This window comes from Cytobacillus sp. OWB-43, from assembly GCF_034651445.1.
GTDB classification, from domain to species: Bacteria; Bacillota; Bacilli; order Bacillales; family Cytobacillaceae; genus Cytobacillus; species Cytobacillus kochii.
Genome location: NZ_JAYEFF010000001.1, coordinates 297602 through 315679, shown reverse-complemented (window position 1 = coordinate 315679; position 18078 = coordinate 297602). Strand labels below are relative to the sequence as shown.

Genomic DNA, 18078 nt, shown 5'->3' with positions numbered 1-18078 from the left:
AGATAACGGTTTATCAAAGTTGTGAAGAAAAATGAGTTAAATAACCCTTCGCCACACTATGCTCATTATTGATTATTTCGATAGAAACTGCTTGATTCTCAATCATATTTTCAATGTCAAAAACATGTAAATCTTTTTGTAGTGGTATGGGTTCCATATAGATGAAGAAATCTTTATTCCCTTCAGGTTCAATCACTTCTACCGCTTGCCCGTTTTCATTACCATAAAAGATTTCATCTGCCCCTAAAGCTAAGGCTAGTTCTTTATTATGAATATTGACTTTAATGACATAAGCTTCTTCTTCTAATAACACTTTATCATTTAACTGAAATCTAAATTGTAATTCATTTGTTTTCGTCAATAAAGCATCTGCGTGATGATTAATAATTGATTGCTGATCATTACTCGTACATCCACTAAGAAAAAAGAGAAGGCATACGATAAATATTCGACGACTCAACATTTTCTACTCCCCTTCCAGATACGATTAATCCAGTTATTGTCAAACTTAACAACAATTATTCATACATCTATTTTCATTTATTTAAAAAACCCTTGACAATATTTCTGTCTATCCTTTATCATCATAATTCGTAAAGGCTTATAAGTTTACTCGGAATTAGAGGGGATAAATATGATACAAATGTTAATAACTGGATTGATTTGCGGTGCGTTATTAGGCTTTGTTATGCAACGTGGGCGCTTCTGTTTAACAGGGGGCTTCCGTGATATGTTCATCGCAAAAGATAATCGAATGTTTTATGCCTTACTCATTGCTATTTGCGTGCAAAGTATTGGCGTGTTTACTCTTATTCAATTAGGAATCATCGATTTCACTGCTGGTAATTTCGCTTGGTTAGGAGTTATCTTTGGTTCTTTTGTATTTGGTATCGGCATCGTATTAGCAGGTGGTTGTGCGACTGGTACATGGTATCGAGCGGGAGAAGGTTTACTAGGTAGCTGGATTGCTCTGTTCGCTTATATGGTAATGGCTGCGGTTATGAAAACAGGCGTACTCGCACCTTTAAATACAGAAATAAGTTCAATTACTTTACCGGAAAACTCAATTGCTGCTACATTTGGTATAAGCAACTGGATTTTCATTATCGCTTTATTACTTATAACTGGCGGTCTTGTTTATCGAGAGCTTAGAAAGCCAAAAATTGCGATACCATCTTTAAAACCTAAACGTACTGGACTTAGCCATTTATTGTTTGAAAAAAGATGGCATCCATTTGTCACTGCAATTCTTGTTGGGCTAATCGCTCTCCTTGCATGGCCACTAAGCGCTGCTACAGGTAGAATGTTTGGTTTAGGCATTACAACACCATCTGCTAACATTCTACAATATTTAGTGATTGGTGATGCTGCATTTATTAACTGGGGAGTGTTTCTTGTATTAGGAATCTTCATAGGATCATTTATCGCAGCCAAAGGCAGCAAAGAATTTCGTTTTAGAATGCCTGATAAAAAAACAGGTATAAATAGTTTTATTGGTGGATTATTGATGGGGTTTGGAGCTAGCCTTGCCGGTGGCTGTTCAATAGGCAATGGACTAGTAATGACTTCAATGATGACATGGCAAGGATGGATCGGTCTCTTATTTATTATTTTAGGTACTTGGACCGCTGCCTACTTTGTCTATGTTAGACCACAGAAAAGACGTGCTTCTCAAAGTACGACATCACAACAAGCTGTATAGGGGGAAACAAACATGCAAAAAACATTAGAAGTAATGGGTCAAGTTTGTCCATTTCCATTAGTGGAAGCAAAGTCTGCAATTGAATCGATCCAATCAGGAGATGAACTAATTATTCAATTTGATTGTACACAAGCAACTGAAAGTCTTCCACGCTGGGCTGCAGAAGCTGGTCACCAAGTAACCAACTATGAACAACTTGGAGATGCAGCTTGGACAATCACAATTCAAAAGAAATAAATCAATAAAATCGTTGTAACTAATAAGTTTTTAGCAAAATTATTGAACCGAACAATACCTTTGTTCGGTTTTTTTATCTACCATATACTCTTATTGAACAGATAAAAAATATCCTCACATAATTACCCTAATACACCATATTTAGAACAAAAGAAAAGCTAGCCAATCGGCTAGCTAATAAGGGGAAAATGAGAATGATTTAGCTGACTTAAGGTTTTCTTAAGTGCATATTTAAGAATTACCCGCATCAGTCAGAACCTAAACCATTTTTTATAACTTTTTATAGAAAAAATTCTCTAGTGCCGATTCAATTTCAACAGCATTCGGCAAATTAAGGAGAATATCTATTTTTTTCTCAATCTCTGCCTTATTTAACTTACGTATATGCGCTCTGGTCTTAATAATGGCTGCTGAGTGAACAGAGAACTCATCTAAGCCCATTCCCACTAATAATGGTATTGCGACCTCATTGCCCGCCATATCACCGCAAATACTGACGGATTTCCCTTCTTTATGGGCAGCATCAATGACATTTTTGATGAGTCGTAAAATAGCAGGGTGGTAAGGTTGATATAAATACGAAACCTGCTCATTAGATCGATCGGCAGCCAATGTATACTGAATGAGATCATTTGTACCAATACTGATAAAGTCAACTTCTTTTGCAAATGCCTCAATCATTAGTGCCGTAGCTGGAATTTCGACCATCATACCAAGTTCTATATGACCAATCTCTACCCCTTCTTCTATCAGTTTCTCACATTCTTCTTTGAACATAAGCTTGCCTTGTCTAAACTCTTCAATTACAGCAACCATAGGAAACATAATCTTTAATGTTCCAAACGCACTTGCCCTTATTAATGCGCGTAACTGTGTCCGTAGAATTGATTGTTCACCTAAACAGAAGCGTATTCCTCGTAGGCCTAAAAAAGGGTTCATTTCTTTTGATAATTTTAGATATGGCAGTTCTTTATCGCCACCGATATCAATAGTTCGAACAACTACCGGTTTGCCATCCATAGACTCTAGAACCGATTTATAAACGTGAAATTGTTCTTCCTCAGTCGGTAATTGCTTTTTTTCCATAAAAAGAAACTCGGTTCTAAATAAGCCGATTCCTTCTCCCCCATGCTCGATAACCCCTTTTGCTTCCTCCATACTACCGATATTTCCAACAATAGAGAAATATTGCTCATCGAGTGAAATCGTTCTTTCTTTTGCTAACCAAGATAGTTCGGACAAATCTCTTAAAGTCTGTTCCTGTTTCTTTTCATATTCTTCAATCAATTCAGGCGTCGGGTTAATATGAACGATACCAGTATACCCATCAACGACAAGTACATCACCATTCTCGATATCACCTAAGGCCGTTTTTGTACCCACAACAGAGGGAATATTAAGTGATTGGGCAATGAAGGCAGCGTGAGAGGTTTTACCTCCCACATTTGTCACTGCCCCTTTCACTTTGCTAGGATTCAAAAGTGCTGCGTCTGATGGTGTTAAATCCTCGGATACAATAATTACATTTTCCGTCACCATGGCTGGGTCAAAAACAGGTATCCCTAAAAGATGTGCCTGCAATCGATTGGCAACATCTTTAATGTCTGCTGCTCTTTCTTTTAAATACTCGTTCTCAGTTTGTAATAATAAATGAATATAGTGATCGGTTATTTCTTTCACAGCAAATTCTGCATTATACTGTTTCTTCATTATCCGATCTATCACTGGTTCAATTAATTCCGGATCCCTCAAAACAAGAAGATGTGCATCAAAAATTGTAGCATTTTCAATTCCTGCCTCGGTACTCGCATGCTCTTTAATTTGCTTTAGTTCATCAACGGTTTTTTCGAGTGCTTCATAAAAAAGGTTAACTTCTATCGTACTGTTTTCGACCTTTTTACACTCGATCTTCACATCAATTGGCTCAAAGCGAAAAGCTTTTGCAATAGCGATTCCTTCTGATGCAGGTATCCCTTGTAAGAAAGCCATTATTCCGCAAGACCTTCTTCTTTAAGCATTGTAGCAAGTTGTTCAATAGCTGCCTCTTCATCGTTACCATCAACGATAATAGTAATTTCCGCACCTTTGCCAGCTGCTAATGCCATTACACCCATAATCGATTTTAGATTTACTTTTCTCTCTTTATACTCTAATTGAATATCTGAAGTAAATCTGCTCGCTGTTTGCACCAATTGTGTGGCTGGTCTAGCATGAATTCCTGTTGGTGAAGTTACAATAAATTTTTTCTCTATCATTTTCATCGATCTCCTTTTTCATCACTCTTATATGTAATATAGATATCCATTAGAATAACATATTTTTTAGGATTCTTTTACTATATCACATGTATAAAAAACAAACCTTTTTTAACTTCTAGGTTCAGTTAAATATTGATAAATAACATCCCCACCTCTTTGTGCAATTCCTCTAATGTATTTAAAATCTTCCCTTTTTACAATGACGGAGCGAAAAGTTAAAAAATCTTCTTTTTTCACATAGTACTCTTCAATCTCTTTGTTCTTTAATTTGTTTATGATTTCATCTATTGATGATGCATCCATATTATTCACCTCTGCTTCCTTCTATTTTATAAAAAAAATGCGCTCTTTTAAAGAGAATCAAATAGATTTAGGTTATATCTATAAATCAACGTAAGAACTATGGATGACAGCAAAGGTGGAAAATGTAGACGCTTCACACAAAAGGGGTTGTATTTTTCGTATTATTAGTGTAAATTCCTTTACGAATAAACAGTTTTAGTGCAAAATGGTTATTAACAAAAAAATTGGAAAGAAAAGGGGCAATTTATGTGAAAAAAGCTGAAGTTGGAAACATTATTGAATTTAGAGATGGCTTAAGAGGCATTGTCGAAAAAGTAAATGAGAACTCCGTCATCGTTGACTTGAGCTATATGGAAAACTACAGAGATTTAGAATTAGAACACAGGACAGTAGTAAATCATAAAAACTATAAAATTGTCCAAGAAAATTAATATAAATCCGAGAAATAACTATAAAATAATCGACATTTCATTAAAAAGAAAAGTCCGAACAAAGTGAATTCCTTCATAAGAATTCAGATTTGTTTGGATTTTTTTGTTTCTGCTACTCCTACATCAATGAAAGTTGCGATGCTAACATCTAGTTCCTTCAGACAGAATATATAGTTATCACCCATACCATCTCTCTACTCCAGTTCTACCTATATACTCAACCTTTTCTTTCTCTTTGACATATATTCGTCATAAATATAATCCTCAAATGAGATAATCATATTTTTTTTACTGCTTTTTTGATAGAATAATGATTGGCTTGCATGAAAGGGGTTATATGAAATGCGTAAGAATTCACCTGACATTCGCTTAATTGTCGGGATCGTCCTTGCACATGTACTAATGTATTTCACATTTGAGGACAAATCAATCTTCTGGTATATCTTTAGTGCCACCATGTTATTTCTTATTAGTTTTGCCATTATAAGTATAGAACTAGATCATCAAGAAACCTTTACCCAAAACTTATTATGGGGTACTTTATCAGGGGTTTTTCTATATGGCATTTTTTGGTTAGGTTATACAGGATTAAGTTTTATTGGCCTCTCGATCACAGAACCTGTTGCAAAGCTCTATAGTTATTATGGAGCTAAGAATATATGGCAGTATTTGTTATTAATAGTTCTTTTCGCTCCAGGTGAAGAAATTTTCTGGCGTGGATTTGTACAAAAGAGGGTAATGAACTATACCAATGGTTTTCTTGCTGTTGGCATCTCTTCTATTCTTTTTGCTTCTGTACAGTTTTATTCAGGCTCATGGGCTCTGGTACTGGCAGCATTAATAGCAGGATTATATTGGGGAACCATTTACCTTTGGAAAAGAAGCATTGTTTTACTTATCACTTCACATATTATATTTTCCTTGCTCCTTTTTGTATTCTTTCCTCTAGTATAACCAGAAAGATTTTGTAAAATAGTCGTAAGCATATATTTACTATTTCTTAGCTATTAGCTCCATCCAAAATTATTAGAGGAAAATTGTAACAAGTAGGCAGCATTTCTCGTCTAATGCTTTGATCACGTAACTTAGGGAGGAAATTTGTTTTGAAGAACTTTTTAAAATTGTTAACTGTTCCCTTAGCTATCTTTCTATTAGCAGCATGCGGAACATCAGAAACAGACAATGGCAATGGTGAAAATAATAATAGTAATCCACCAAATGAAGAAGTAGATGAAGATCAAAATCAAAATGAAAACAAAGAAGATAGCCAAAAAAGTGAAAATGAAATTCGCGTGATGGAGGAAAATTTATCATATGAAATAGACGGTGAAACAAAAGAAGAAACTGCTTTTCTTAAAGAAAGTGACAATCAAGCGTTTTCTTTACATGTTTTACCTGATTTCACCTTAACTGCAGAGGAACCAAATAAAGATATCCTTCATTTAAATGATCAATCTGAGGTGTTTATGCGAATTGAGGTACTTCCTGAAGAAGTAGACATGAAACAACTTGAGGAGAATACAATGATCCAACTTCAATCTGTTAACGAAGAAGTAGAGCATCCTTCTCTTCCTCAAGATGACTTTTTCAAAGATGCTGTTATGATGGAAGCTTCATCTGAAACCGATACAGTAACGGCATTTATTATCCACAATGATTCAGCCCAAGTAAAGCTGACTTTATTTAATAAGAATGAAGATACTAACTATAAAGATGCTTTTATAGAAATGGCAAAAACGATTCATACAAATTAATAAAAAAAGAGACTGTCCTAGCTGTCAGTCTCTTTTTTCATCCATAATAAGATGATAAATGTTAAACTAATATAACCAAATAAAGGATATAAATAGGAAAGCAGTTCTCCATATTCAATGAATGAACCAAAATAGCAGATGGTAAAAATCCCAATCACTGTTACAACCGTAGGAATATTAAAATATTGCCGAATTTGCCTTTCCACTCCAAAAACGTTTCCAATTACTGAAGTAAATATTTCACCATAAATAACAAATACGAATATCCAATATATTGAAGACGCAAGTGACTTCATAATAGCTGCCATAGGGATTTCGTAACTTTCTAAATTAGGAATATTCACCAATGACAAATGACTAGAAACTAAAATCATTGTTAGTGCAATCCCACCAAAATATCCTCCCCATTTAATCGTATGTATATCTTTAATATCCGAAGCAACTGGAACTAACACAGCTTGCGCTAACATTAAATTAAATGCGGCATACGTAAATGGAGATACAACTGATTTCCAACCATCCTCAGCAAAAGGAATATATAAAATATTTTCTAAAAAGAAAGGCTGTTGAATAGAGAAAAACAATAAGATGAAACTAAAACTGATCATCATAGGAACGACAACAACGTTTACGGCAAATAATCCTTTTATACCTACAAGCATTGTTATAATTGATAAAGCAATTGTAAATACCACACCAATTGATTTAGATAACCCTAGTTGTTCTTCAAACACAGCACCTGCACCTGAAAGCATAACAGCACAGACACCTAATAACATGATGAGCATTAATCCATTGATAATTAAACCAAAATGCTTTCCAAACAAATGTGTATTTAACTCTTGAAAAGATCTTGCATTTATTTTTGCAGCAATGATCATTAGTTTTGATCCTAAAAACACAAATATATATCCACTCATTAAAATCCCAATTAAACCAATAAAACCAAATCTCGAAAAGAATTCGACGATTTCCCTCCCAGTTGCAAACCCTGCGCCAACAACAGTCCCTACATAAACTGCTGCGATTTGAAAGGAAGCTCCCCAATTAATTTTCGTCAAGTCGATCTCCTCCTTCTCCACAATATATGTAAAGAAGGACAAACAAAGACGAGCTTTTTCTTACGGAATACCTTTTTTCTAATTTTAATAAAAAAGATAATCAAAATACTTGAAAGTCAAATAAGGTCAAAGTATACTGTATTCATAAGGTCAAAGTTAGTCAAAGTCAAAAGGAGGAAACTTTAATGAAATGTCAAGCATGCAAACAAAATGAAGCGAATGTCAATATGAGATATGCGATTAATGGTAAGGAGACAACCATTCGTCTTTGTCAAAGCTGTTACGAGAATGAAAAACAATCTCTTCCTGCCTTTGGTCCGACGATGAATGGTTTCTCAGGTTTTATACCATTCGATGATCTTTTTAAACAATTGACAAATGAGCAAAATGCTCATCATCAAAGTCAACAACCGAATGAACCATCTCAAAGAAAACAAAGTGGTAGTGGTGGATTCATTGATCAATTCGCTAAAAACTTAACGCAAATGGCTAGAGCGGGTCTCATTGATCCCGTGATTGGTCGAGATAAAGAAATAGCACGAGTAATTGAAATACTAAATAGACGAAGTAAAAACAATCCAGTATTAATCGGTGAACCCGGTGTGGGGAAAACAGCTATCGCTGAGGGGTTTGCACTAAAAATAGCTAATAGTGATGTACCAAAGAAATTACTCAATAAAGAAGTTTACTTGTTAGATGTGGCCTCCCTTGTTTCGAATACAGGTATTAGAGGTCAATTTGAAGAAAGAATGAAACAACTAATAAATGAAGTACAAACACGAAAAAACATAATCCTTTTTATTGATGAAATCCATTTATTAGTTGGTGCGGGTTCAGCTGAAGGATCAATGGATGCTAGCAATATTTTAAAACCTGCACTAGCACGTGGTGAGATGCAATTAATTGGGGCAACTACTCTTTCTGAATATAGAAAAATAGAAAAAGATGCAGCATTAGAAAGACGATTCCAACCAGTTCACGTCAAAGAACCAAGTTTAGAGGAAGCAAGACATATCCTCGAAGGATTAAAAGACAATTATGAAAGCTTCCATGATGTTATTTATACAGAGGAAGCCATCACAGCTTGTGTAGAACTATCGTCAAGATATATTCAAGACCGCTTCTTACCAGATAAAGCAATTGACCTTATGGATGAAGCTGGCTCAAAATTAAACCTAACATTAGGTGTTTCATCTGATGAGGATATTGAATTGCGTTTAAAAGAAATAGCAAAGCAAAAAGAACAGTTGCTTAAAGAAGAAAGGTATGAAGAAGCAGCTCAATTAAGAGATAAAGAAACAGAATTGGAGAAGGCTCTTGGTTCAAACACAAGAGAAAGAGCGAAAGTAGAAGTCGAACATATCCAAAAAATCATTGAAGATAAAACCGGTATACCAATCGGAAAATTAATGACAGATGAACAATCTAAGATGAAACATTTACAAGAAAATCTAAACCGTAAAGTTATTGGCCAAGAAGTAGCAGTCGAAAAAGTAGCAAAAGCTATTAGAAGAAGTCGTGCAGGTCTTAAATCTAAACATCGACCTATCGGATCGTTTTTATTTGTCGGACCAACAGGTGTTGGTAAAACAGAATTAACGAAAACATTATCTGAAGAATTATTCGGTACAAAAGAATCTATGATAAGACTTGATATGAGTGAATATATGGAAAAACATAGTGTAGCGAAAATTATTGGTTCTCCTCCAGGATATGTTGGTCATGAAGAAGCAGGACAATTAACAGAGAAAGTACGTAGAAATCCGTATAGCATTATCCTATTAGATGAGATTGAAAAAGCACATCCCGATGTGCAGCACCTTTTTCTACAAATACTTGAAGATGGTCGCTTAACAGATAGTCAAGGTAGGACTGTACACTTTAACGAAACCGTTATTATTATGACAAGTAACGCCGGTGTTCAAACAAAAGAAGTCCAAGTCGGCTTTGCAACGGATAACAACGCTTGGAATGAAGCAAGTATACTCGACTCATTAGGACAATTCTTTAAACCTGAATTTCTAAACAGAGTTGACAATATTGTTGAATTTAAATCATTAACCAAAGAGCATCTTCTTATTATCACTGATTTACTATTAGAAGAATTGAATTTAATCTTAGCACAATCTAATATACACCTAAGTGTGACAGATGAGGTAAAAGCAAAATTGGCACAATTAGGTTATCACCCTGCATTCGGTGCCCGCCCTCTCAGAAGGGTCATTCAGGAACAATTAGAAGATAAGATTGCAGACAAAATTATTGATGAGGAAGAACAAAGCGAATTAACCGCAGTTTTAAAAGAAGATATGATTGTCATTCGATAAAAGGATAATTTCATCAAAAAAGGAGAGGTTTGTTGCCTCTCCTTTTTTCCACATCATTCTTTAAAGTTTTTTATCATCGACTTGATTCAGCCACTTCTCAATTGATCCAACAACGGATTCTACACAACCATCTTCAAAAGGAGAAATCAGATTTGCTTCAGATACTAATCCTGTAAATGATTGGCTACCGCCAAGTTTACATAAATGAAGATAATCATTCCAAGCTTCTTCATGGTTCTCTTGTGATTTTTGCCAAAATTGAAAGGCACAAATTTGCGCTAACGTGTAATCTATATAATAAAATGGCGAGCTATAAATATGGCCCTGTCTTTGCCAATAACCGCCTCTTTCTAGATACTCGTTGTCTTCATAATCTTTATAAGGCATATACTTTTTCTCAATCTTTCTCCATGCTGCTTTTCTTTCCGCTGGAGTAGCTTGATAGTTTTCATAAACCCAATGCTGAAATTCATCAACAGCTACGCCATAAGGCAAGAAAATTAGGGCACTGCTTAAATGGGCAAAGCGATATTTGTCTCCATCTTCTTTAAAAAACGTATCCATCCATGGCCAAGTGAAAAACTCCATACTCATTGAATGTATCTCTGCCGCTTCATGTGTTGGCCATATATATTCAGGAATCTCAAAACCTTTGCTTGCGTAAACTTGAAAAGCGTGACCTGCTTCATGTGTTAAAACATCAATATCCCCTGATGTCCCATTAAAATTAGAGAAGATAAATGGTGCTTGGTAATCCTCAATAAATGTACAATAGCCTCCACTTTCTTTCCCCTTCTTCGCGAGTAAGTCCATTAATTCATTATCAATCATGAAATCAAAAAATTCGCCTGTCTCTGGTGAAAGTTCTTGATACATCGTTTGCCCTTTATTAATAATCCAATCGGAAGAGCCTTTAGGCATTGGATTGCCAGAAAGAAAATTAAACGGTTCATCAAAATACTTTAATGAATCCACGTCAATTCTTACGCGCTGTCTTTCTTTTAATTTAGCGACCATCGGGACAATAAACTCTTCCACTTGTTTTCTAAACTTTGCAACCATATTGGCATCATATCCAATTCTAAGCATTCGATAATACCCTAGTTCAACAAAGTTTTCATACCCTAATTGATGAGCAATCTCTGTTCTTATTTTAACTAAGTCATCATAGATTTGGTCTAGTTTATGTTCGTTATCCGCCAAAAATTGGAACTTAGCCGCACTCGCTTCTTTCCTTAGTTGGCGGTCTTTCGATTCTATGTATGGATCTAGCTGCGCTAATGTTAATTCTTTGCCATCAAAATTTATTTTTGCGGAAGCGATCAACTTATTATAATCACTTGTCAGTTTATTTTCCTTTTGTAGTAATGGTACAATTACCGGCTTGAAAGTTTTCAATTCACTATCTGCTAAAGCAAATAACTGTTTGCCCCATTTGTTTTCGAGCTCTTCGCGAAACTTAGATTGCACTAGTGCTTCGTAAAATTGTGTACTAAGTCCTTCTATCTCTGGGCCTATCTCATCTGTATAATCTTGTTCTTGTTGATAAAATTCATCATTCGTATCAATCGAATGCCTGATCATAACCAAATTTAACATCGTATACAATTTATTTCGTATACGATTAATCTTTTTCATCGCTTCTATTTGTTCCTCAGCTGTTTTTGCTTGTTTAAATGCCAGTAGTGCAGCATCAAATTGAACTTTTGCTTTGTCCATTTGCGGCCTTTTGTATTCATATTCAGGAAATTTCATTCCCTACACCTCCAAGTAATAATCGCTAATTTGTATGTTTTTCATGAAGAAAAAAATTTTAAGCAAGTTAACTCTTTCTATAATAGATTATAAAATCCTGCATATTTATTATTAAATTATGCTCAGGACTTAAGTAGCGACCAACAATGATTAAATTTAATTAGAAATTTTCAATTTTCTTTTAACATAGAATTACTTCACTAAAGTTCACAACTCTATAATAAAAGAAAAAAACGATTCTGTATGAACCGTTTTTATCGATTACTAATAGATAACCCGAGTTTTTTTATTAATTTTATAGCTGTCTCTTTTTCTTCTGCATCTAATTCACTCATTAATTCATGAATATACTCTTCGTGGCCTGGAAATACGTCTTCAATAAACGCCTTACCATCTTCCGATATTTCAGCATAAGTCACTCTTCGATCATTCGGGCATGCAACTCTTCGCAAATACCCTTTACTTTCTAATTTGTCAACTACATACGTAATACTTCCACTAGCAAGCAAAATTTTACCACCTATTTGCTGTAAAGGTTGATTACCTTTATGATATAGTAATTCTAGTACAGCAAATTCAGTTGGATTTAATCCATAGGTTTGAATTTTACGATTAACAATTTCATTAATCGCTCTATTCGCTCTTGAAAGCACAATATATAGTTTGAGTGATTGGCTAGATTCTGTCATGTCTCCAATCCTCCTAAAATAATTTAAAATAGAGATTATTGAATTCAAACTAATTATAAGTAACGAACAGCATACTGTCAATTTCTATATTTTTACTAAAAATACTCATGGATCCGATTTTATGGAGAAGAAAAAGAAAATGAAAAGAAAGAATAATTATTTCCTATATGTAATTATAGTTATTATGCCGTCTATTCTAGGAATGCTTACTATTTATCATTATGTAACAGACCGTGATGAAACAGAAAGATTAAATGACGCAAAGTGGATTGCAACCATTCATCAAAAAAACTGGGATCAATTCATCTCTGAAACAGTTACCACATTAGATATTTTAGCATTATCAATTGACGCTCAAAATGATATGGAAACTGTTCGTGAAGTAGTAAGAAGCACACAATTAACTGACATGAGATATGGCAGTATGTTTCTCCTTGACGCAACAGGTACCTTCGAAACAGGAACATCAGAATTATTAAAGGATCATGACTTTAATAATGATCCGTATATCCAAGAAATTATGCGCACGAATGATTTAATTATATCCGAAGAAGTGGAAACATTAACACCTGAACAACAGGTCATCGGGATTGCAAACCCTATTCTCGATGTTAATTTCCAACTAGAAAGAATTGTAGGTGCACATTTAAGAGTAGATTACATGCAAAATATTATGAGGATGCTTACTCCTGATGCTTCCATCTCCATTACGAACTCTAGTGGTAAGCAAATAATGAATATGAATGGTGGTATAGGTAAGAATGATCAAGTTTATACTTTACCAATTGATCGTCTACCTTGGAATATTGAAGTGAGTGTTTCAGATGTCGCTAGCGGTAATTTACTTAAGCGTACAGCAATCTTCTTCTTTCCCCTTTTTATATTACTTCATATTTTCTTTTTCTTTATAAAATATTTCATGTTAAAAAAACATGCCAAAAATGCTGAGAAAGAAAATGAAATACAGAAACTAGAGCTAGTCGGAAATTTAGCTGCAAGTACAGCCCATGAAATCAGGAATCCACTTACTGGTGTGAAAGGTTTAATCCAATTATTATCAGAGAAACATAAACAAGAAGAAGATCAGTATTATTTCTCTATTATAAATAATGAAATCAGTCGTATCAATGAAATCGTTAGTGAGTTTCTTATTCTTGGGAAACCGACAATTGAAAAGAAAGAACATATTTATGTACAAGACATTATACGTGAACTAGAACCACTTATTAAATCTGAAGCCAACTTAGCCAATATCCACTATGAAGATTCTTTACCAGAAGAACCCGTAGGAATATATTGCAACAAAGATCAAATGAAGCAAGTGTTTTTAAATATCGCCAAAAATGCTCTTGAGTCAATGAGTAGTAATGGATATTTGTCTATATCTCTCACAACAAGCGCTCATCATTGTTATCTCACCATTAAGGATACTGGAGTAGGTATACCAAAGAAAGAGATGGACAGAATCTTTGAACCTTTTTACACTTCTAAAGATTATGGTACAGGTCTTGGACTTGTTGTATGCAAAAGGATTGTCGAAGCAAATAAGGGAGAAATCACAATCGAAAGTAGTGCTTCTAACGGTACAGTTGTGACGATCATTTTACCGCTAGATTCTCATTCATTTGATTCATAAACATATCAATCATAAGGGAAGCCTTATAAAAGATTTGCTTCCCTTATAAGATGGATATGTTTCCTTCTGCTGGAAAGGCTAATAAAAAAGGAATTAACCTATATTTTTTCCATTTCCTACTTTTTGTTTTTTATATGATAGCTAAATGTCATAGGATTCGACTAAGTTCTAACATACGTAGTCTTTCAAGCAATAAGAAATAAAAAAGGATGAAAAATAGTTGTATTTCACATACAACTAATGTTTGAGGATAGAAGTACAAATGGTAACTGAAAAGGATGTCTTTTAGAATATTTCAATTTTTTTAAAGAAAGACTTGATTTTTGTTCATTTAACTCCAATAATTATTTCGTATATTGAATTATTATTACATAAAAGGAGTCCTTCCAATGAGCCAAGCTATTTCTCTTAAAGCCCTTCCTAAACAAGGAAATACTAGCTATCGTATTTTATTTATTATTGGGCTTTGTCATTTGCTAAATGACGCCATTCAGGCGATAATCCCCGCAATGTTCCCTATTTTAGAAAGATCAATGGGACTAAGTTTCACCCAATTAGGAATGATTGCATTTGCATTAAATATTGTTTCGTCTGTTCTTCAACCTGTTATTGGCAACATGACAGACAAAAAACCAATGCCTTTTGCCTTACCCATTGGGTTAACCATTACTTTATTCGGTATCATTGGATTGGCTTTTGCGCCTAAGTATGAATGGATTATCATTTCCGTCATATTTATAGGATTAGGATCTGCTATTTTTCATCCTGAGGGCTCAAGAGTTGCTTACATGGCCGCTGGTCCAAGAAGAGGATTAGCCCAATCCATTTATCAAGTTGGTGGAAATAGCGGTCAATCGCTAGCCCCATTAATTACCGCCTTGGTACTCGTTCCTTTTGGACAAAAAGGAGCTTTATGGTTTACTATTGCCGCTTTTTTAGCTGTTTGTTTTCTCGCCTATATTGCCATTTGGTATGCTAAAAATCTAAGATTGCAAGCAGCTAATAAAAAGGCAAAGAAAAAGGTAGCTGCACATAAACCACTTACTAAATCAGTAAAAATAGCATTAGCTATTGTGCTCATTCTTATTTTTGCCCGATCTTGGTATGTTTCTGGGATGACAAACTTTTATGCCTTTTACGCAATTGAGAATTATGAATTCTCTATCAGCGGCGCACAAACAATGCTATTTGTATTTTTATTAGCTGGTGCTATTGGTACCTTCTTCGGAGGACCTTTAGCAGATAAATTTGGACGTAAGACAGTTATATTTTTATCATTGGCCCTATCTTGTCCATTTTCCATACTCATTCCATTTGTGCCAGCTAGTATTGCGTTTGTATTTTTGGCACTTACAGGCTTTATACTGATGCTTAGCTTTTCTGTAACAGTTGTCTATGCACAAGAATTAGTACCTGGTAAAATCGGTATGATGTCTGGCTTAACAGTTGGATTTGCATTTGGAATGGGTGCAATTGGATCGATTGCATTAGGTTATTTAAGTGACTGGGTTGGTATAAACCAGACGATGATGTTCACTGGGTTACTTCCTTTAATCGGGTTCCTCACCCTATCATTACCATCAGATCAAAAAATTGCTGAATGGAATGAATGATTAATGAATGTTAGTTACTATTCATAATTGACATTAAAGAAGAGGTCACATTTTTTATATGACCTCTTTCCTTAATTATGCATATACTAGGCTAAATGATTACTGCATCTTATTGATAAAAATCAGGGATGATTCTAAAGAGGTGATTTATAAAATGACAGAAGTGCTATATGGAACAATCCTTTCAGCTATGTCTACAGGACTTGGTGCATTGATTATTTTGTTTATTGGCCAATCGATGACACATAAATGGCGTGATATATTACTCGCATTTACTGCAGGTATTATGATGGCTGCTTCAACAATGAGTCTTATTCCAGAGGCATTAAATGCAGGAGGGTTTTTACCATTAGTCGTAGGAATTTTTCTAGGGGTTTTAACTTTAACATTGCTAGAAAAAAACATTCCACATATTGACATCGCTCATAACAAAAAAGGGATTGAATTTGATGAAAAAGCGATGTTAATTGTTGCTGCTATTACACTTCATAACATTCCAGAAGGACTTTCTGTTGGTGTTAGTTATGCGTCCGAAAACGGAGGAGACACTGGTAATTTAATTGCATTTGCCATTGGTTTGCAAAATGCACCTGAAGGATTCTTAGTTGCTTTATTTTTGGTCAACCAAAAAATTAGTAGACTTAAAGCATTTATTGTTGCCACTTTAACAGGTACAATTGAAATTTTCACAGGCTTATTAGGATTTTATTTAACCTCTTATGTTGCTTCACTTGTCCCTTATGGGCTCTCATTTGCCGCAGGAGCCATGCTATTTATTATTTATAAGGAATTAATCCCAGAGAGCCATGGAGATGGTCATGAAAGAACATCTACCTATTCTTTTATCATTGGTTTACTTTTCATGATCTTATTAATTGACCTTTTTTAATTTCATACAGCTTTGGTTTTTATATTTACATGGTATTGTTTAATATTCAACTTAAATTCTCGGGTCCTACGGGGCTCGGAGTTTATTTTTGCCTTCTGATATTCATATATAAGCATGTCTAGTTCCTGACTATGCTGGATAGTTAATTTGTCATTAATACCTACTTTCCACGCACATTTCATCATAATTTCTCTTTTCATTTGAATCTTGTCCAATAATTCCCTTTGATTTAACTTCAACTTTTCTCCTCCTAAATTTGTCCTGCTTTCGATTATTTTTTGTCTACTTGAGAAATTATTACAAGAATTTTTATAAAAGTAAATAGATTCGCAAAATAAGACAATCTTTTTTTATATCAACATGATTCGACACTTTCTGAGAATAGTTTGCATTACTTTTCGACAAGTACTTAAAATCATTAACAGTAGTAAACTTTTTAAAAATCGTATATATTTAAAGTATAAATAAGATTGAATTAAGGGAGTTTTAACGATGAAATTACATATTGCTTGTGTACAGATGGATATACAATTTGGCCATCCTGAAGAAAACTATAAGCATGTAGAAATAAAAGTAAAGGAAGCTTGTGAAGTTCAACCATATCCAGATATTATTGTCCTACCAGAAATGTGGACAACTGGATATGATCTAGAAAATTTGTCGTCCACTGCTGATGTTAAAGGTGAAAAAACAATTGAATTCTTAAAAAACTTAGCAAAAAAATATCAAGTCCATATCGTAGGCGGATCAGTTGCTACTAAGCGTGATAAGGAATACTTTAATACGATGATTTCAGTTGATAAAAACGGAGAATTGCTACAAGAATATCATAAAATGCACTTATTTAAATTAATGGATGAACATAAATTTTTATCTGCGGGAGAAGAAAAAGGCAGCTTTAATATTAATGGTGAGAAAGTAGCCGGTATGATTTGTTACGATATTCGTTTCCCGGAATGGTTTCGAGCACATACATTAAACGGGACCAAAGCTATTTTTGTTGTAGCAGAATGGCCAAAACCAAGAGTCGATCATTGGCAAACATTATTAAGGGCAAGAGCGATTGAAAACCAATGTTATGTGATTGCTTGTAACCGTGTAGGGCAGGATCCTAATAATAGATTCGCTGGACACTCGATGATCATTGATCCTTGGGGGGAAGTTCTCGAAAGTGGTACGGAAAAAGAGGAGATTGTCACAGCGACGATTGATCTTTCGGAGGTTGATCGTGTCAGGAAAACCATCCCTGTTTTCGATGATCGCAAACCTGAATTTTATTAATATTTTCAAGAAATACATGACTAGCTAAAATCAAATACGAGCAAATACTGTTATATATCTGTCAGCATTTGCTCGTATTTTTTAGAGCCAAATTAGGTTCGCAGCTTCTTTTATACTTGGCCAACCAGCACTCACAACAGTG

At 34.5% G+C, this 18078-nt stretch carries 18 protein-coding genes; 10 read left to right on the top strand and 8 right to left on the bottom strand.

The window, feature by feature from the left end; all coding sequences use genetic code 11:
* Positions 1–13: 13 nt before the first annotated feature.
* A complete protein-coding gene (locus U9M49_RS01645; RefSeq protein WP_095369706.1) occupies positions 14–463 on the bottom strand; it encodes a hypothetical protein in 450 nt (149 codons plus the stop codon).
* A gap of 171 nt (positions 464–634) precedes the next feature.
* On the opposite strand from U9M49_RS01645, the gene U9M49_RS01640 reads away from it, so the two are divergent.
* Both U9M49_RS01640 and U9M49_RS01635 read left to right on the top strand, forming a co-directional pair.
* Complete coding sequence (locus tag U9M49_RS01640; protein WP_224937836.1) at positions 635–1702, top strand: YeeE/YedE family protein; 1068 nt, start codon at positions 635–637, stop codon at positions 1700–1702.
* Between the two features lie 12 nt (positions 1703–1714).
* Complete coding sequence (locus tag U9M49_RS01635) at positions 1715–1939, top strand: sulfurtransferase TusA family protein (protein WP_095369708.1); 225 nt, start codon at positions 1715–1717, stop codon at positions 1937–1939.
* 270 nt (positions 1940–2209) lie between these two features.
* On the opposite strand, the gene ptsP is transcribed toward U9M49_RS01635, so the two are convergent.
* From ptsP to U9M49_RS01620, 3 genes are all read right to left on the bottom strand, one after another.
* On the bottom strand, positions 2210–3928 hold the full coding sequence (gene ptsP / locus U9M49_RS01630) for a phosphoenolpyruvate--protein phosphotransferase (protein ID WP_370873303.1): 1719 nt from the start codon (positions 3926–3928) through the stop codon (positions 2210–2212).
* Complete coding sequence (locus U9M49_RS01625) at positions 3928–4194, bottom strand: phosphocarrier protein HPr (RefSeq protein ID WP_095369710.1); 267 nt, start codon at positions 4192–4194, stop codon at positions 3928–3930. The genes ptsP and U9M49_RS01625 overlap by 1 nt, the downstream gene beginning before the upstream one ends.
* A 111-nt stretch (positions 4195–4305) precedes the next feature.
* The gene (locus U9M49_RS01620; protein ID WP_307314814.1) at positions 4306–4500 is read right to left on the bottom strand and encodes a hypothetical protein; all 195 of its coding nucleotides are present in this window, start codon (positions 4498–4500) and stop codon (positions 4306–4308) included.
* A gap of 248 nt (positions 4501–4748) precedes the next feature.
* On the opposite strand from U9M49_RS01620, the gene U9M49_RS01615 reads away from it, so the two are divergent.
* The 3 genes from U9M49_RS01615 (at position 4749) to U9M49_RS01605 (ending at position 6685) form a co-directional block, all read left to right on the top strand.
* Entirely contained in the window at positions 4749–4931 is a 183-nt protein-coding gene (locus U9M49_RS01615) for a YkvS family protein (protein WP_095369711.1), read from the top strand.
* A 342-nt stretch (positions 4932–5273) separates the two neighbouring features.
* On the top strand, positions 5274–5885 hold the full coding sequence (locus U9M49_RS01610) for a CPBP family intramembrane glutamic endopeptidase (protein WP_307314702.1): 612 nt from the start codon (positions 5274–5276) through the stop codon (positions 5883–5885).
* Positions 5886–6034: 149 nt separating this feature from the next.
* Positions 6035–6685 carry a hypothetical protein gene (locus tag U9M49_RS01605; RefSeq protein ID WP_322909194.1) on the top strand — a complete coding sequence of 217 codons (651 nt, stop codon included), beginning with the start codon at positions 6035–6037 and terminating at the stop codon, positions 6683–6685.
* A gap of 17 nt (positions 6686–6702) precedes the next feature.
* On the opposite strand, the gene U9M49_RS01600 is transcribed toward U9M49_RS01605, so the two are convergent.
* The gene (locus U9M49_RS01600; protein ID WP_233435265.1) at positions 6703–7746 is read right to left on the bottom strand and encodes a hypothetical protein; all 1044 of its coding nucleotides are present in this window, start codon (positions 7744–7746) and stop codon (positions 6703–6705) included.
* A 185-nt stretch (positions 7747–7931) separates the two neighbouring features.
* Here U9M49_RS01600 and U9M49_RS01595 point away from each other — a divergent pair, with 185 nt between their 5' ends.
* On the top strand, positions 7932–10073 hold the full coding sequence (locus tag U9M49_RS01595; protein WP_095369714.1) for an ATP-dependent Clp protease ATP-binding subunit: 2142 nt from the start codon (positions 7932–7934) through the stop codon (positions 10071–10073).
* Positions 10074–10133: 60 nt separating this feature from the next.
* On the opposite strand, the gene U9M49_RS01590 is transcribed toward U9M49_RS01595, so the two are convergent.
* Complete coding sequence (locus tag U9M49_RS01590) at positions 10134–11828, bottom strand: M3 family oligoendopeptidase (RefSeq protein ID WP_095369715.1); 1695 nt, start codon at positions 11826–11828, stop codon at positions 10134–10136.
* Positions 11829–12082: 254 nt separating this feature from the next.
* Positions 12083–12517, bottom strand: coding sequence for a MarR family winged helix-turn-helix transcriptional regulator (locus tag U9M49_RS01585; RefSeq protein WP_095369716.1), 435 nt, complete (start codon positions 12515–12517; stop codon positions 12083–12085).
* 139 nt (positions 12518–12656) lie between these two features.
* Between U9M49_RS01585 and U9M49_RS01580 the strand changes: the two genes are divergently transcribed.
* From U9M49_RS01580 to U9M49_RS01570, 3 genes are all read left to right on the top strand, one after another.
* Positions 12657–14153, top strand: coding sequence for an ATP-binding protein (locus U9M49_RS01580; protein WP_095369717.1), 1497 nt, complete (start codon positions 12657–12659; stop codon positions 14151–14153).
* A gap of 389 nt (positions 14154–14542) precedes the next feature.
* Entirely contained in the window at positions 14543–15766 is a 1224-nt protein-coding gene (locus tag U9M49_RS01575) for an MFS transporter (protein WP_095369718.1), read from the top strand.
* A gap of 154 nt (positions 15767–15920) precedes the next feature.
* Positions 15921–16655 carry a ZIP family metal transporter gene (locus U9M49_RS01570; protein ID WP_095369719.1) on the top strand — a complete coding sequence of 245 codons (735 nt, stop codon included), beginning with the start codon at positions 15921–15923 and terminating at the stop codon, positions 16653–16655.
* A gap of 2 nt (positions 16656–16657) precedes the next feature.
* Here U9M49_RS01570 and U9M49_RS22655 read toward each other — a convergent pair whose 3' ends face one another.
* Positions 16658–16870, bottom strand: coding sequence for an aspartyl-phosphate phosphatase Spo0E family protein (locus tag U9M49_RS22655; protein ID WP_380043309.1), 213 nt, complete (start codon positions 16868–16870; stop codon positions 16658–16660).
* Positions 16871–17147: 277 nt separating this feature from the next.
* Between U9M49_RS22655 and U9M49_RS01565 the strand changes: the two genes are divergently transcribed.
* Positions 17148–17936, top strand: coding sequence for a carbon-nitrogen family hydrolase (locus U9M49_RS01565; RefSeq protein WP_322909193.1), 789 nt, complete (start codon positions 17148–17150; stop codon positions 17934–17936).
* The last annotated feature ends 142 nt before the right edge of the window (positions 17937–18078 follow it).

Bases quoted from the DNA above. Each gene is read 5' to 3' on its own strand.
- U9M49_RS01645 (WP_095369706.1), bottom strand. From the start codon at position 463: ATGTTGAGTCGTCGAATATTTATCGTATGCCTTCTCTTTTTTCTTAGT.
- U9M49_RS01640 (WP_224937836.1), top strand. From the start codon at position 635: ATGATACAAATGTTAATAACTGGATTGATTTGCGGTGCGTTATTAGGC.
- U9M49_RS01635 (WP_095369708.1), top strand. From the start codon at position 1,715: ATGCAAAAAACATTAGAAGTAATGGGTCAAGTTTGTCCATTTCCATTA.
- ptsP (WP_370873303.1), bottom strand. From the start codon at position 3,928: ATGGCTTTCTTACAAGGGATACCTGCATCAGAAGGAATCGCTATTGCA.
- U9M49_RS01625 (WP_095369710.1), bottom strand. From the start codon at position 4,194: ATGATAGAGAAAAAATTTATTGTAACTTCACCAACAGGAATTCATGCT.
- U9M49_RS01620 (WP_307314814.1), bottom strand. From the start codon at position 4,500: ATGGATGCATCATCAATAGATGAAATCATAAACAAATTAAAGAACAAA.
- U9M49_RS01610 (WP_307314702.1), top strand. From the start codon at position 5,274: ATGCGTAAGAATTCACCTGACATTCGCTTAATTGTCGGGATCGTCCTT.
- U9M49_RS01595 (WP_095369714.1), top strand. From the start codon at position 7,932: ATGAAATGTCAAGCATGCAAACAAAATGAAGCGAATGTCAATATGAGA.
- U9M49_RS01590 (WP_095369715.1), bottom strand. From the start codon at position 11,828: ATGAAATTTCCTGAATATGAATACAAAAGGCCGCAAATGGACAAAGCA.
- U9M49_RS01585 (WP_095369716.1), bottom strand. From the start codon at position 12,517: ATGACAGAATCTAGCCAATCACTCAAACTATATATTGTGCTTTCAAGA.
- U9M49_RS01580 (WP_095369717.1), top strand. From the start codon at position 12,657: ATGAAAAGAAAGAATAATTATTTCCTATATGTAATTATAGTTATTATG.
- U9M49_RS01575 (WP_095369718.1), top strand. From the start codon at position 14,543: ATGAGCCAAGCTATTTCTCTTAAAGCCCTTCCTAAACAAGGAAATACT.
- U9M49_RS01570 (WP_095369719.1), top strand. From the start codon at position 15,921: ATGACAGAAGTGCTATATGGAACAATCCTTTCAGCTATGTCTACAGGA.
- U9M49_RS01565 (WP_322909193.1), top strand. From the start codon at position 17,148: ATGAAATTACATATTGCTTGTGTACAGATGGATATACAATTTGGCCAT.